The 16,121-nt window shown below is 36.7% G+C and carries 10 protein-coding genes and 1 tRNA gene; 2 read left to right on the forward strand and 9 right to left on the reverse strand.

All coding sequences use genetic code 11. From position 1 onward, the window contains the following. Positions 1 to 3: 3 nt before the first annotated feature. From G530_RS0102190 to G530_RS0102200, 3 genes are all read right to left on the reverse strand, one after another. Complete coding sequence (locus tag G530_RS0102190; protein ID WP_026932969.1) at positions 4 to 771, reverse strand: enoyl-CoA hydratase/isomerase family protein; 768 nt, start codon at positions 769 to 771, stop codon at positions 4 to 6. Positions 772 to 834: 63 nt separating this feature from the next. Continuing rightward, a complete protein-coding gene (locus tag G530_RS0102195; RefSeq protein ID WP_026932970.1) occupies positions 835 to 2,163 on the reverse strand; it encodes an MATE family efflux transporter in 1,329 nt (442 codons plus the stop codon). Positions 2,164 to 2,202: 39 nt separating this feature from the next. Next, entirely contained in the window at positions 2,203 to 2,703 is a 501-nt protein-coding gene (locus G530_RS0102200; RefSeq protein WP_026932971.1) for a GNAT family N-acetyltransferase, read from the reverse strand. Positions 2,704 to 2,764: 61 nt separating this feature from the next. On the opposite strand from G530_RS0102200, the gene G530_RS0102205 reads away from it, so the two are divergent. Then, positions 2,765 to 2,838: transfer RNA gene (locus G530_RS0102205), tRNA-Ala, on the forward strand. A 36-nt stretch (positions 2,839 to 2,874) separates the two neighbouring features. Here G530_RS0102205 and G530_RS0102210 read toward each other — a convergent pair. The 5 genes from G530_RS0102210 to G530_RS0102230 form a co-directional block, all read right to left on the reverse strand. Next, the gene (locus G530_RS0102210; protein WP_026932972.1) at positions 2,875 to 3,771 is read right to left on the reverse strand and encodes an alpha/beta hydrolase family protein; all 897 of its coding nucleotides are present in this window, start codon (positions 3,769 to 3,771) and stop codon (positions 2,875 to 2,877) included. Then, positions 3,758 to 6,514 (reverse strand): PD-(D/E)XK nuclease family protein, encoded by a 2,757-nt coding sequence (locus tag G530_RS0102215; RefSeq protein WP_026932973.1) that lies wholly within the window; start codon positions 6,512 to 6,514, stop codon positions 3,758 to 3,760. The genes G530_RS0102210 and G530_RS0102215 overlap by 14 nt, the downstream gene beginning before the upstream one ends. 63 nt (positions 6,515 to 6,577) lie before the next feature. Next, the gene (locus tag G530_RS0102220; RefSeq protein ID WP_026932974.1) at positions 6,578 to 8,002 is read right to left on the reverse strand and encodes an OmpA family protein; all 1,425 of its coding nucleotides are present in this window, start codon (positions 8,000 to 8,002) and stop codon (positions 6,578 to 6,580) included. Positions 8,003 to 8,188: 186 nt separating this feature from the next. Next, complete coding sequence (gene kbl, locus G530_RS0102225; RefSeq protein WP_026932975.1) at positions 8,189 to 9,382, reverse strand: glycine C-acetyltransferase; 1,194 nt, start codon at positions 9,380 to 9,382, stop codon at positions 8,189 to 8,191. A gap of 121 nt (positions 9,383 to 9,503) precedes the next feature. After that, positions 9,504 to 12,611 (reverse strand): UvrD-helicase domain-containing protein, encoded by a 3,108-nt coding sequence (locus tag G530_RS0102230; protein ID WP_026932976.1) that lies wholly within the window; start codon positions 12,609 to 12,611, stop codon positions 9,504 to 9,506. 176 nt (positions 12,612 to 12,787) lie between these two features. Between G530_RS0102230 and G530_RS0102235 the strand changes: the two genes are divergently transcribed. Then, entirely contained in the window at positions 12,788 to 13,396 is a 609-nt protein-coding gene (locus G530_RS0102235) for a superoxide dismutase (RefSeq protein WP_026932977.1), read from the forward strand. Between the two features lie 825 nt (positions 13,397 to 14,221). Here the strand turns inward: G530_RS0102235 and G530_RS0102240 are convergent. After that, on the reverse strand, positions 14,222 to 16,120 hold the full coding sequence (locus tag G530_RS0102240) for an amidophosphoribosyltransferase (RefSeq protein WP_026932978.1): 1,899 nt from the start codon (positions 16,118 to 16,120) through the stop codon (positions 14,222 to 14,224). Position 16,121 lies beyond the last annotated feature (1 nt).

Below are 16,121 nucleotides of genomic sequence, written 5' to 3' on the forward strand. Positions count from 1 at the left end.
ATTTTACTTTTTGAATTTCGCCAAAGCATTCTTAGTGAAGTCTGAAAGTACTAATTCTCCAGATACTGACGCATTTTCATATAAAGAATGAGCCCAGTGATCGGTATTTTTCCATAGAGTTTTTTTCATCTGGGTTAATGCATCCGGATTATATGAAGCAAGTTTTTCTGTAAAAAGCTCTATTTCCTTATCCAGGTCTTCTATAGAATCAAAAACCTTAGCATACAAACCTTTTTCCTTGGCCCAATATGCATTTTTCCATTCATGAGCTGCCAGACTAAGTTCTGCAAGTGCGCCGACTCCCATTTTTCTCTCTACCGCAGGGGCGATCACAAAAGGACCAATCCCAATACTAAGTTCAGAAAGTTTTATCGCGGCGGCATCTGTAGCCATTGCATAATCACAGGCAGAGACCAGACCTACGCCTCCGCCAACGGTTTTACCCTGAACTCGGCCTACGATAAGTTTATTACAACTTCGCATGGCATTGATCACATTGGCAAAACCCGAGAAGAATTTCTTCCCAGACTCAAGATCATCTATTTCAATAAGTTCATTGAAAGAAGCTCCGGCACAAAAGGCTTTTTCACCTTCAGATTTTAATAGTATAACATTTACTTCCTTATTTTCTGAAAATTTATTGATCTCAGCTTCCAGGCGATCTAAAAGTACCGATGGGAAAGAATTACTGGCCGGGTGACCAAATTCAACAGTTGCGATCTTATTTTCAATATTGGTATATAAACTTCCGTTTTCGCGGCTGGTAGTCATAAATTTCAGGTTTTTATCAAAGTTAATGATAATGCTTAAAACCGAAACTTTACTTAACAGAATCTAAACTTCCTTCTGGAGATATTTTCTTCGGAAATAAATGACCAGGGTGCTACTTCTAATTAGCATCCAAACAAAAAAGGCGATCCATATACCGTAAAGTTCAAGCCCGAAATAGTCTGAAATTAGCAGGGCAGGAGTGAAGCCAAGAAAAGTTGCTGCCAGGAGCACATTTCTTAAATACTTTGCTTCTCCAAGTCCTTTGAATATTCCGTCGAACATAAATGCAATAGCATTTACCGGTTGCATTAAAAGAACTATCCAGAATACTGATGAAAACAGGGCTAATACACTCGCTTCTTTATTAAATAGTAGCCCTATCTGGGTATAGAAAATGGTACAAATTCCCATAAGGATCAAGGCAATGAATACAGCATATTTACTGATCTTCTTACTCAGTTCCCAAAGATTTTTATAATCCATTGCACCCAGTAGTTTTCCGCCAATAGCGTTACCAGCATTGGCATAGCCATCTATAAAAAAGCTAAAGAATAGCCAGATATTCATAAGGATACTTTGCGCGGCAATATAATTTTTCCCATAACCAGTAGCGTAAGCATTGGCGAGATAGATAGCGAAATTTAAGGCAGCGGTTCGTATAAATAGATTGGCTGCCATGATAAGAAGGCCTCTCATTCTGGGATTAATATTAAGGCTCAATTTTAAATGAAATGGAGTTTTCTTAAAAAAGAACCACATTGCCATGATCAACATAGTTCCCTGAGCAGCAAGGCTGGCGTATGCGGCGCCTTTTAAATGCATAGGTGGGATTAACTCATCTACACCATAAACCAGTAGGTAATCCAGCACAATATTCACAGCAGCTCCAGTTAAACTACATTTCATGGCCCAGAGTGTATTCTGTAACCCACGAAAAACCCCAAATATTGCAAAGGTGACCAAAGTAAGTGGATAACCTAAGGCTCTAATCTGGTAATAATCCTCAGAATACTGTAAAATGAGACCTTCAGCATTATAAGCACTAAAGATGGCTTTTGCGAAATATGCGGTGGTAGCATATATCACCAGGCTAAAAAGGAAGTTGAAAAATATGGCCTGTGGGATCAGGGTTTTGACCGCATGTAATCTGTTAGCTCCCAGATGCTGGGAAACTATCGCCGAAATAGCTGTTTTTGTCTGAGCTACGATCCAGATGATCGCAGATAAAAATGAACCTACGATTCCGGCGGCAGCTAAGGCTTCAATAGAATTATTATCTACATTTCCAATTACTGCAATGTCTGTAAGGGATATAAGAGGTTCTGCTATTCCCGCAATAATTGCAGGGATAGCGATCTTATTTATATTTCTAAAACTTACTGAATTATCCAAGGGTGACTTTGCTGAAGGACAAATATAGAATGCGCAGGTTTAAAAAAGCAATTCGTAGCAATAAAATGGATGTTCACTTTGTTTCGGGAAATAGATGTCACCAAGTCTTCGATAACCTCTTTTTTCATAAAACTGCTGGTTTCGGGAATTCTGACTAAAGGTGTCCAGCCTTACCGATTCATAATTATTTTCTCGGGCTACCTCTTCGGCGAAATCCATCAATTTCTGGGCGTATCCTTTCCCCCAATACTCGGGATGAGTGGCAAGCCTATGTATATAAAGGTTGTTCTCTGTTTTGCTTAGCCAATCTATAGGGATATATTCTTCATCTTTTGTAGGAGTGATGACAATAATCCCCAGGATCTTATCCTCTTTTGCTAATACATATAATTCTTGCAGTTGAATATCCCTTTCCAGCTTTTGCAAAGAAGGATAATGTTCATTCCATTGATATATTCCTTTCTGGATCATTGCCCGGGCGCTAGCTTCGGTAAGCAATTTTATTTCCTGAAGGTCTTTAAATTCAGCCTTTCTTATCATTTTAAAGTAGAAAAATAAACATTTCGATATTTCGGAAAAATTACTACATTTGCTCCCAGTCGGGGGATTAGCTCAGCTGGCTAGAGCGTTTGGCTGGCAGCCAAAAGGTCATCGGTTCGACTCCGATATTCTCCACAAAAAAACCACTGAATTTCAGTGGTTTTTTTATTTCTAATCGTCATTAGAATCTCCATATTCGTCCCATAATTCTTTGGAATCGGCTTTAAGGAAATCTATACTTTTAGTAATTACATGGTTGAACTCTTTGGGAAGTTCCTCTCCATTCCAGGGATGACTTATTCCAAACACATGATCTGCATTTTCTACAAGAAGCAATTTAGGTGCAGGACTCCATTCGAATAAATTTCCTGCTTCCCCAATAGAAACACTGGTATCGCTACTTCCGTGAGCAATTAAATGTGGAATTTGGAGTTTCTTAGCCGCTCTTTTAATATTCAGCCTTTCCTTGTTTTCCCTAAAGTTTTTATAGAATTGGTAATGATGAGGTAACTGTCTTCCTGTTCTTGTATTAACTATATACTGTACACCTTTTTTCTCCCAGGTTTCGAGTTTCTTGCCTTCCGGAAAACGCGAACCATAATCGGAAACTGAAGCTAAGGTAATTAGTTTGGTAATTCTTTTATCTTCAGCTGCCTTTATAGTAACTATTCCTCCACCTCTGGAATGGCCAATTAGATTGATGTCATCTGGTTTAATCTGGGTGGCGAATTTGAAATCTGGCAGTAAGATCCAGTCAAGTACAGATTGTAGATCATCAAGTTCTTTCACATAATTATTATCACCAAAAGCCTCGATATTCAGGAATTCTGTAAGGTTTTCGGGGTCTGTGCCATTGTGACTAAAGTTGAATTTTAAGAAAAAGAAACCTTGCTCAGCAATTCTTTCGCCCATCTTATCCCATGCACCCCAGTCTTTAAACCCTTTATAGCCATGGCAAAAAATTACAATTGGCTTAGGTTTTCCATCATCTTTGAAGATAAGATCTGCCACTATAGGCTTATCGTGCTTCCCTTCTAAGACAATATTCAATTCTTTAGAAACTTCCATAACTTTTCTTAATTTCTTTCTCTATAAATGGGATCTCCGGGTTACAGATCTCCACTATTAATTTTTTTAATTCTATTTGAAACAGGTCTAAAGTTTCTTCAGTGATCATAGAATCCTTATTTCTTGTACCAGATTCTTTTTTCTCAAATTTCAAAAATCCTGATTTTAGATTTTTAAAAGAAACTATTCCTGCTTCGGCGGGAAATTTAAGGTCTTTCTCTAGTGCAATCAAGCTCGCATAAGTTAAAACCTGAAAACTTTTGGAGTAATTATCATAATCTTTTGTTATTTCAGTCCAGTCTTCTACAGTTAGATTTCTAGACTCTACTTTTCCGGTCTTATAATCTATAATTCGAGGAATTCCGTTTGATTTTTCAAATCGATCTACCTTGCCGCGAAGATAAACTGAAAAAGGCAAATTTTCTATAGGAAGCGCAACTTTCAGATCTTTTTCTATCTGTACGATCTCGATTTCTTCACCGGTTTTTAATCTGTTGATTTCGAATCTCAGGAAATTATGAAGATACCTTTTAGCAACTTCGAATATTAACAGGTTCTTACCCTTCTCCAGGGGAAGCTTGCTGTATGTTTCAGAGAACTCTTTAGCGATCTGTTTATCTGCCTGTTTTATGAAATTTTCGATGATTTCTTTTGTTATTAGCTGTCCTTCATAATTCTTATAAAGATTTTCCAGGGCGTTATGCACTACAGTACCCAGAGTATTAAAGGCAACAGTTTCTTCCACTTCATCCTGATCCCTAACTCCCAGTACATACTGATGATAAAAATCCAGAGGATTTCTAATGTAGGTAGTAAGGGCTGAAGGGGAAAATCCAGAAGAGGCCAGAGATTTTATTCTTTCCAGCATTTCCGGAGTTTTCTTTACCACTTTAAGTTCATTCTTTACCTGGGGAACTTTTGGGCTGATTAGAATTTTCTTTTGATGATGTGCAGCCTGCTTTTCGATCTGTAACTGAGTTAAGAATCTGCTTTTTTCGCCTGAGTTAAGTCCTTCAGCTTCTGTATTATAAAGCAAATAGACATTCTTAGCTCTTTGCAACAACCTGTAAAAGTGATAGGTATATACCGCATCCTTTTCCCGGTAGGTGGGTAATTTATATTCCTGTTTTAGATCGTAAGGGATAAAGGAATTATCTGACTTTCCAGCCGGTAAAACTCCTTCATTTAATGAGGTTATAATTACTGTTTCAAAATCCAGTGCTCTGGATTCCAGCATTCCCATTAACTGAAGCCCCTTAAAAGGTTTACCCTGGAAATCTAATGTTTCGGTGGTTAAGATCTCCTTGTAGAAATTGTACAGAGATTTGATGGTTTTTAAATGCGGATATTTTTCATTCAGAGTTTCCAGTTTGTTGAAAAGTACATGAAAGTGATATAAAAATTCTAATTCTATTTTATCCTCCTCTTTCTTTAAGTGGTTCTTCAATAACTGGATAAGTTGATGAAAATCCTTAATTAAAGTGGAAACATTATTCTTTTTTGGTTCCAGGCAGGCTTTTATGATTGCTCTCTGTGCTTCCGGAAATTCTGAAAGGATCGTTTCATATTTAAGATACACAAGATTTTCAGTATTTATCCTGGTAACGAGAGCTTCAGAATATGGATCAAGTAAAGGATTTAAAGTTGGATGATTAAGAATGGAGGTCACATCCTTGTAATAATAGTCGCCCGTATTATTAATATGTATTTGAAAGAGACTTTCAAATAGGGAACTAATAGGGGCATTCTTAATGGGAAATCCCATTGTTATATTTAATTCTTCTATCTCTGGAGGTAATGAATTAAGTACGGGTAATAACAGCTCTTCTTCTCCCAGAACTATAGCTGTATTTTCAAGTTGATCTTTTCCAAGATCGGTTAAAATTTCTCCCACGTATTTCGCCTGTCCAATATTCTTAGGCACTCCAATAAATTCTATATTCTTTTCCTTAGCGTAATAATGGGAAAATTGTTCATATCTATTATCCTGATAGTATTCCCAATCTTTTAGATAGTCGCGTAAAAAAAGCGAGGCTGCATGAGAAGGATCTTTATAAAATACCTCATCCATGTCCCAGTATACCTCTGCATGTTGCACTTTGAGAAGCTCCTGTATAATGTGTTGCTCAGATGAATTAAGGGCATTAAAACCTATAAAAACATGTTTACTATCATTTTGTGCTATATAGGAGTGTATGTTTTCTGAAGCTTTTCTATAAACCAGGCCCTGATATCCCTGACCTTTAGCTATTAAAACTTTTGAAAGTTCTTCATAATACCCAGGGAGGTTTTTCCAGAATTTAAGATACCTCTTTATGAGATCTGTTTTTTCATCCTGTAGGTACCAATGTTTGAGATCCTGGATCCCGGATAAATAATCGAAAAACGGTTTGTGATCTATTAAATACCTGTCTATTTCATTGAAATCCTGAATGAGGCTTTGAGCCCAGGTAATAAAGGTTTCGAAGTCTTCTGTATCTTCCGGTGGGGTTAAGTTCTTATAGACATCGTAAAATTCAAAAAGACTGATGGTGTTGTCTATTGGTTCTAAGCCAGATATCACCTCAGTGAATTCTTCAACGCTGTAAATGGTTGGGGTGAAAAATGTATTATCTGAAATTGCAGCAAGTTCCTTTATTAAGTAAGAACCGGCTCTTTTACTGGGAAGGATAAAGGTGATTTCAGAAAGGGGAGTATCAGAAGTTTTTAGTTTCTGTAATACTTCGCGTATAAATGATTCCATACGCCTAAAATAAAAAAACGCCCTGCAATGCAGAGCGTTTTTTTTATGATTTATAAGGAAATATTACTTGTTATCCTCTTCTTCAGAATTGTCTTTCATCTCTCTGTCTTTATCAAGAGAAATTTCAACACGTCTGTTATCCTGTCTTCCTTTTGCAGTACTGTTAGTTGCAATTGGTTGAGTTTCACCGTAACCTTCAGAAGTTAATCTTTTAGAAGGTACACCGTTTTCTTCTAACCAGGTAGCTACAGAAGCAGCACGCTCTTTAGAAAGCTTCATGTTGTAAGCATCGCTACCAGAACTATCTGTATGTCCTTCAACGTGGAAGATAGTAGTAGAGTACTCATTCATGATGTCAACGATAGACTGAAGAGCTTCTTCAGATTCTGTTCTGATAGTCGCTTTGTTAAGATCGAATAATACAGTTTTAGAGTATTCGTTCAATTCAGAAATTACCTCAGCAGTAGGTTCTGGACATCCGTTAGATGCAGCAGGACCAGCTTCTTCTGGACAGTCATCATCCTTATCAAGGATTCCGTCACCGTCAGTATCAGCCCATGGGCATCCATCGTTTTCAGCAGGACCAGCTTCTTCTGGACAGTTATCTTCATCATCTCTTACACCGTCACCATCAGCATCTGGACAACCATTCATTTCAGCTAAACCAGCAACTTCAGGACAGTCATCATCAGGATCAGCAACACCGTCACCATCAGTATCAGGACATCCGTCAAATTCAGCAAGACCAGCTTCTTCTGGACATGCATCCTGACGATCTTCGATTCCGTCACCGTCAGTATCAGGACAACCGTTAAATTCTTCTAGACCTGGAGTCTCTGGACACTCGTCGTTTTTATCATAAACTCCATCCCCGTCAGTATCTTTACCTCCGAAGATAAATTTAATTCCAGCAGCATGTTGGAAATGCTTAGCGCTTTCAGGTTCGAAAGCATGCTTGTACTTAGACTCTAATGAAAGAGCGATATTGTCTGAGAACCAGAAGTTCAATCCAACCTTACCATTTAAGGTAGCAGCATCGGCATTGTTGATATCCTGACCATCCTGATCACCTATCCATGTGTAACCACCACCAATACCAACAACTGGATCCAACCATCCATCGTTAAGTAAAGCTCTTAGACTATAGTCTGCACTAAGGTCTACAGCATAATATGCAAGGTCACCTACGCTTCTGTCTCCGTAGTTTTCAATCTGGTTGATAGAACCACTTAGTTCACCAACAAATCCTGCTCCGATATAACGAGATACAGAAAGTTTTGATACTGCAGGAAGTACATTCCAGTGATCGCCAGTATTGAAATATTCGTCGAACATACCACCTAGAGGAGCATCCTCACCTACAGGGTAGAAATCAACTGCATTGGTACCAATACCAATTGCCCATGGGTTGTCAGCATCCTGTGCCTTAACCGAAGTAAAGCCAAATATCAGTAATGAGGCCAGTACAATTTTGCTAAGATGTTTCATATTTAATTGTTTAGTTTTAAGTGTTAATTGTGAACAAAAGTATATTCTTAATGTATATTAACAAAGGTAAAAATAATAAAGTTTTCTTAATTGCAGAGCGTTTCCAAGCGTTTTCTAGATATTTTAATATCTGATTATCAATTATTTTGACAATAAATTAACGGCTTTTAAAGGCTGATTTATGTATTAAATTACTTTTAGTTCTTTTCCCACCTTTTTAAACGCATTAATTGCTTTATCTAAATGCTCTTTATCGTGAGCCGCAGAGAGTTGCACGCGGATTCTTGCTTTTCCTTTTGGCACTACCGGGTAAAAGAATCCTATAACATAAATTCCCTCTTCCAGTAATTTATCGGCCATATCCTGTGAAAGTTTAGCATCGTGTAGCATTACAGGAACAATGGCTGCTTCACCATCTATTATTTCAAAACCTGCATCCTTAATTCCCTTTTTGAAATATGCAGTATTTTCCTTTAATTTCTTTCTAAGGCTGTCATCTGTCTTTAGCATTTCAAAAACCTTGATAGAAGCTCCAACGATAGCCGGGGCAAGAGAATTTGAGAATAAATATGGTCTGGATCTTTGTCTTAAAATCTCGATTACCTCCTTTTTAGCAGTTGTATATCCACCCATGGCACCACCTAATGCTTTACCTAGAGTACCGGTAATAATATCAACTCTATCCATTACGCCTTTTTCTTCTAGAGTTCCTATTCCCTTTTCCCCAATAAAACCTGTAGCGTGACATTCATCTATCATCACCATGGCATCATACTTATCTGCCAGGTCACATATTTCATCTAATGGAGCAACTAATCCATCCATTGAAAATACACCATCTGTTACGATAAGCTTATAGCGTGCACCGTTATCATTTGATTCTTTTAGTTTGCTTTCAAGCTCAGCCATATCGCCATTCTGGTAGCGATATCTTGCAGCCTTACAAAGTCTAACCCCATCAATGATAGAAGCATGATTAAGTGAATCTGAAATGATCGCATCTTCTTTGGTTAATAACGGCTCAAAAATTCCACCGTTCGCATCAAAACAGGCAGCATATAATATGGTGTCTTCAGTTCCGTAAAAGTCAGAGATCTTTTGTTCTAGCTCTTTATGAATATCCTGTGTACCACAAATAAACCGAACACTAGACATTCCAAATCCATGTGAATCCATTGTGTCTTTAGCAGCCTGGATAACTTCTGGATGGGAAGAAAGTCCCAGATAATTGTTTGCACAAAAATTAATTACTTCTTCGCCTGAGGCAATTTTGATCACTGCATCCTGCGGACTTGTAATGATCCTTTCTCTTTTGTAGAGTCCTGCTTCCTTTATTCCTTCAATTTCCTTTTCTAAATGCTCTTTAATCGATCCGTACATAGTTGAATTATTTTTCTACTGTTTATACTATATGTCTTTAAATTCTTCGAATTATATTATTTAAAAACGAAGCTTAGCTTATAAACTTCAATTTTATCTGAACAACAAATTTAAACTTCTTTTATACATTCTTAATGATAATTGGGTTATTCGTGTAGATCAATAAACATTTGTCAATAACATATCCCATATCCTGCAGCGCATTAGCATATTCTGAAACCTGCATTTTATGGGTGTCTACAAATCCCCCAGTTTTATAATCTATAATACTTACTTTATTTTCCTCAAAATTTAATCTATCCGGTCTAAGTCTTTTACCAGATTCAGTTATAAGTTCTTTTTCATTGAGATTTTTAACTTTAGAGGAATAGAATTGGTTTAATTCAGGATGGTTTATTATTGAATTGATCAATGCTGAAATCTCTTCTTTTGAACTTTCCGTTATCAAGCCGTTATTTACCGCCCAGTCCATAGCTCTATCTGCCTCTTCCGAATGATCGATCCTGGCTAGAATCTCATGTACTATTTCTCCCTTTTCTATCGCTTCCTGCTGCTGTGAATCCCATAAGGATCCAGATCTCGTTACAATATTTACCGCCTGATTCTGAGTAGCAGAAGAATAATACCTTTTAGGTTCAATGCTTGATTTATCTGAAGTTTTAGATTCAATAGCTTTAGCCGGATCACCAAACTCAAAGCTGAGTGTATCATCCCATTTCCCAGCTGCTTTAATATAATCTATTAGTAAGTCTGATACATTCGTTGACTTTTTAGGTTTCTCATTATAATTAGAAAGAATGTAAAGCTGTTGAGCTGCCCTGGTACAGGCCACATATAGAACATTTAAAGTGTCTAATTCATTTTTAAATAATAGGTCTCTGAATTTATCTGCGGCATTTTCATTCCAGTTCAACATTTTTTGGGAAGCACTTACATAAGCTATAGGGATATTTTCATCATTAATATCCAGCCATAAATTATCGTTACGGGTATCCTGCAGATCTGAATTTGCAAAAGGATAGATCACCACCGGGAATTCCAGTCCTTTAGATTTATGAATGGTCATTATCTGCACCGCATTATCTGCTTCTGGAACTACAATACTTAATTTATCTTTTTTCTGCTCCCATTTTTCAATAAAATCATTCAGCCCATTAGAGGTTTTTTGAGCCGTCTCAAAAACAAAATCCAAGAAGAACTGAATGTAAGCATTAGAGTCCTTCACCAGGTTAAAAGACCTGATTATGTATTCTACAGATTCATATAGGGACATCCTTTTAATCTCATTCATGTCGAACTCCAGTTCATATTCCTGAATCCAATCAAAAAATGCTTTACCGTTTTTCTCTAAATTCTCTACTAAAACTCTGTGAGCGTGATCTTCTGGCAAAAACCTGGTTGCCAGGTAATCGAAGAGTCTAAGCTTTAACTGGTCATCCTGTGGATTTACAGAGAAATAGAGCAGATCTACAATAAATCTTACTTCGGGTGACTGAGATAACAGGAGAGTTTCTGAAGAAACGACTGAAACCGAATGCTCACTTAAGAACTCTGCAACTGCTACTCCTTCACTGCGTCTTCTGGTAAGGATGCATATATCTTTTCTATTGAAACCTTTCAGATCAAGATTTTTAATTATATCCAGGATCTTTTGAGGATAGATCTCAAATTCTTCCTCGCGCTTATCAGCTTCAACAAATTCTATATTCACGTATCCAAAATCTCCTTTTTTGGGGTTTTGAGCAGAGTTATTGAATAAATCGGAATATTCCGGGTAATTGAGTGAGGCAGCAGCATATTTAAAAAAACTATTATTGAAATTCACAACCTCAGAACCACTTCTAAAATTATCTGGAAGATTCACTACCTTTTGTTCCGTCTGGAAAGGTCGTATTTTCAGATTGCTAAGGTCGATCAATTGCTCGGCTCTTCCGCCACGCCACCTGTAAATACTTTGTTTGGCGTCACCAACAATAGTAAGTCCGCCAGCTTCTGCAGAATCCAGCCTGTTACCTACCAAGGGGATCAAATTTTCCCATTGCATAGTAGAAGTGTCCTGGAATTCATCAATAAAATAATGCTGATACCTTTCTCCCAGTCTCTCATAAATAAAAGGTACTGGTTGATCTTTTACCTGTTCACTTATTTTTGGGTTGAATTCGGAAATCAAAACGAGGTTTCTATCCTTTTTTATCGCTTCAACTTCTCTATTTATCTCATTTAATAAGGAAAGCTGAACCAGATTTTTCTTTACCTCATTAAAGAATTCGATGTTAAAGTAAGCTCGTTTTGTGGTTAGGAAAAGTTCTGCAATTTCAAGCTGAAGCCCATCCATGATACTTTTATATGCAGCATCTAAAGATTTATTATATAATGGTGCATCTCCAATATTTTCAGCCCAGTTGGTATTATAATTAATATTCTGATCTCCCTTCTTTATCTTTTTGAAATATCCTGGAACAGAGCCACGGCTAAACCATTTTTCTTCAATTCCGTTGTTCTGGATTAGTTCAAAGAAGTAATCTGAAGAAGCTTTCAGGGTTTCTTCTGAAACCTTTATATCTGAACGCAGTTTCCTGCTAAATTTTTCAAAATCTTCAAGGTCTTTGGTTCTAAGAGCCTGTATAGCCTTTTGGTGGTTCTCATTTATTAGGAGCCTTGAAATATTAAATAGATCACGACTTATATCCCAGCTTTTATCATCATCGGTTTTAGATAAGGTGTAATCTATCAATACTTTTGTAAGCTTTTTATCTGTCCCGGCCCTGCTTATTAAACTTTCAACAGCCTCCATAAGAACTTCCTCTGCGCCTAATTCCACTTCGAAATTCATAGGGATTCCCAGATCTCTGGCAAACGTCCTTAAGACTCTATGCGTAAAACCATCGATGGTCGAAATTTCGAACGCAGCGTAATTGTGGATGATACTTTTTAATATTTCTGAAGAGCGATTTTTAATTTCGGTGGAAGAGAGTCCGGTTTCTTCAGAAATTATATTTAATAAAGCATTATTTTTTGTGCCAGGATCAAGATTTGAAAATTCAGAAAGACTATCTATGATCCTTTTCTTCATTTCTCCAACGGCTTTATTAGTAAAAGTGATAGCAAGGATATTTTTATAACGATCCTTTTTATTTGAGGTAAATAGGAGGGTAAGGTATTCTTTTACAAGAGTGAAGGTTTTACCTGAGCCTGCAGAGGCGTTATAAATATTAAAGGAGTTTTCCAAAAAAGGCGGTATTATTAGGATTAGCGATTATTAAGAAACTTTAAAGTTAAAATAAAAATGAGTTTCAGATCAGCATTGCTTTTAAGTATTTTATAACACGAAAAAATTTCCATTAAATACCTTAATAGCTAAATTTGAATCAGTTTAAGTACTAATCACTAAAAAATCAGATAATTATGTCTTTTGAATTACCGAAATTAAAATATGCATTTGATGCACTGGAACCACATATTGACGCAAAAACTATGGAAATTCACCATGGTAAGCATCACGCTGGTTACACCAAAAAATTAAACGACGCCATTGAAGGAACAGATATGGAAGGAAAGAATATCGAGAATATTCTAAAAAACCTGGACATGTCTAATAAAGCTGTTCGTAATAATGGTGGAGGTTTTTACAACCATAGTCTTTTCTGGGAGATAATGTCTCCAGAAGGTGGCGGAAAACCAGAAGGTGAATTAGCAGAAGCTATTGATAGTGCTTATGGTTCTTTTGATGCCTTCAAAGATGAGTTCTCAAAAGCGGCAGCAGGTCAGTTTGGATCTGGATGGGCATGGCTATGTGTCCATGGTGGCGGTAAAGTAGAAGTTTGTTCTACTCCAAACCAGGATAATCCAATTATGCCAGAAGTAGGTTGTGGAGGAACTCCAATTTTAGGAATTGACGTTTGGGAGCATGCTTATTATTTGAATTATCAAAATAAGCGTCCGGAATATATTGATGCATTTTTTAATGTAATAGACTGGAAAGAAGTTTCTAGCAGATATGCAAAAGCGAAGTAATAAAACGTTTCGCTTAAATTATTAAGAAGACCGCTATATGCGGTCTTTTTTTATGGGATATCTAAATTAACTCCATAAAAAAAGGCGGAATGAATTCCACCTTTTTTTGCCCCAAATCTACCATGAACTTAACCTACTTATGCTATGGTATAGTGAATATAAGACGAATTAACCATACCGATTTTATTTTTAGACGAACTACCTGAATATTAGTTAAAAAGCTGAAAAACAGTTTTTTGAGGCTAATTTGAAGCATTCTGTTGAGTTAACTCCATAAAAAAAGGCGGAATGAATTCCACCTTTTTTTGCCCCAAATCTACCATGAACTTAACCTACTTATGCTATGGTATAGTGAATATAAGACGAATTAACCATACCGATTTTATTTTTAGACGAACTACCTGAATATTAGTTAAAAAGCTGAAAAACAGTTTTTTGAGGCTAATTTGAAACATTCTGTTGAGTTAACTCCATAAAAAAAGGCGGAATGACTTCCACCTTTTTTTGCCCCAAATCTACCATGAACTTAACCTACTTATGCTATGGTCTAATAAATATAAAAAGATTAATTGAAGGCTCTATAAAATTTAGACGAAGAGCAAGAAAATCAGTTAATGTGTTGTTAAACAGTGTATTAACTTGCAAGTCAACATATTTTGAAAACATAAGGACATAAAAAAAGGCGGAAAGAGTTCCACCTTTTTTTGCCCCAAATCTACCATGAACTTAACCTACTTATGTTATGGCTATACTAAAATAGATAGAATAGTATAATGCACAAAGAATAATAGATTAAGTGCATTTTTAATAGTTAAATGGTAAATTTCAATATGCTCTGCCAGCTTTTCCTTCGAAGAAATTCATAAAAGCACGATTTACAACCCTGTTTCCTCCAGCTGTTGGATAGTCACCAGTAAAATACCAGTCCCCAAGATTTTTCGGACATGCTTTATGCAGGTTTTCTACCGTTTGATAAATTACCTTTACCTCTGCATTAACATCTTCATCACAAAGTAATTCTGAAATCTTGTCTGAGATCTGTACATCGGTAAAAGGATCGTAGATCTCTTTTACGAAGTTTTGAACTTCACGATCATCAAGGTCTACCTGTTCTTTACATTTATTATATACCTCTTCTACAATTTCGTATTTACCCTGATCTTTTAATAATTCCAGTGCAGCTCTGAATGCTACAAGATCTTCCAGGCGTGCCATATCTATACCGTAGCAATCTGGATACCTAATTTGAGGGGCAGAAGAAACCACCACGATCTTTTTTGGTTTCAGCCTGTCCATCATTTTTATGATACTTTTTTTAAGCGTGGTACCTCGTACAATACTGTCATCAATAATAACCAGATTGTCATCTGCTTTTACAACGCCATAGGTAACATCATATACATGGGCCACAAGGTCATCACGACTGCTATCCTCAGTAATGAATGTTCTAAGTTTCACATCTTTTATCGCTATCTTCTCGGTTCTTAATCTATGTGATAATATTTCCTGAAGCCTGGCATCGGTAAGAGTTTCCTTTTCCTCGAGGATAGCTTCGTTCTTTTGCTTGTTCAGTTCATCCTGAGCCGCTTCTACCATTCCATAGAATGAAGTTTCAGCGGTATTGGGTATAAAAGAAAAGACGGTTTTTAAAGTATCGTGATTTATTGACTTCAAAACTTCCGGCATTAATAACCTACCTAACATTTTTCGCTCTTCATAGATCTCTGCATCACTTCCTCTTGAAAAATAAATGCGCTCAAAAGAACATGCTTTTCTTTCCAGTGGTTCAATGATTTCGGTAATCGAAACATCGCCATTCTTCTTGGTGATAATTGCATTACCTGGAGGAAGTTCATGAACGTCATTAAAATCTACATTAAAAACGGTTTGAATAACCGGTCTTTCTGATGCTACAACAACTACCTCGTCATCCTTATAATAATATGCAGGTCTAATTCCTGCTGGATCACGAAGTACAAAAGAATCTCCATGACCAATTAAACCGGCCATGGCATAACCACCATCCCAGTTTTTAGAGGATTTTCTTAAAATCTTAGCTACATTAAGTTGTTCTGCAATTACAGGTGAGGCCTCAACTTTAGAATATCCTTCTTTTTTTAGCTTTTTATATAATTTTCTAACTTCTGAATCCAGGAAATGGCCAATTTTTTCCATTACCGTAACTGTATCGGCTCTTTCTTTTGGATGCTGCCCAAGTTCAACAAGATTGTTGAAAAGCTTGTTTACATTGGTCATATTAAAGTTACCGGCAACAATAAGATTACGGTGCATCCAGTTATTCTGCCTTAGAAAGGGATGTACGCTTTCAATACTATTCTTCCCAAAAGTTCCATATCTCACGTGTCCTAGAAAAACCTCTCCTAAATATGGGATATATCTTTTTTGAAGATCTGTATCATCTGCATATTCGGGGTTAGCTTGTATCTCATCATTGATCCTTTGGTTGATCTGTTCAAAAATATCCTGAATTGGCTGTGCTGCATTAGATCTAACCCGGCTGATGTATCTTTCTCCCGGAATCGTATTGAGTTTGATGCTCGCAAAACCAGCGCCATCCTGGCCACGATTATGCTGTTTTTCCATCATGAGGTACATTTTATTTACCCCGTAAAATGCAGTGCCATATTTTTCTTTATAATAATCAAGAGGTTTTAATAATCTTATATGTGCAATTCCGCATTCGTGTTTTAAAGCATCACTCATA

The organism is Christiangramia echinicola DSM 19838, assembly GCF_000423065.1.
Lineage (GTDB): Bacteria > Bacteroidota > Bacteroidia > Flavobacteriales > Flavobacteriaceae > Christiangramia > Christiangramia echinicola.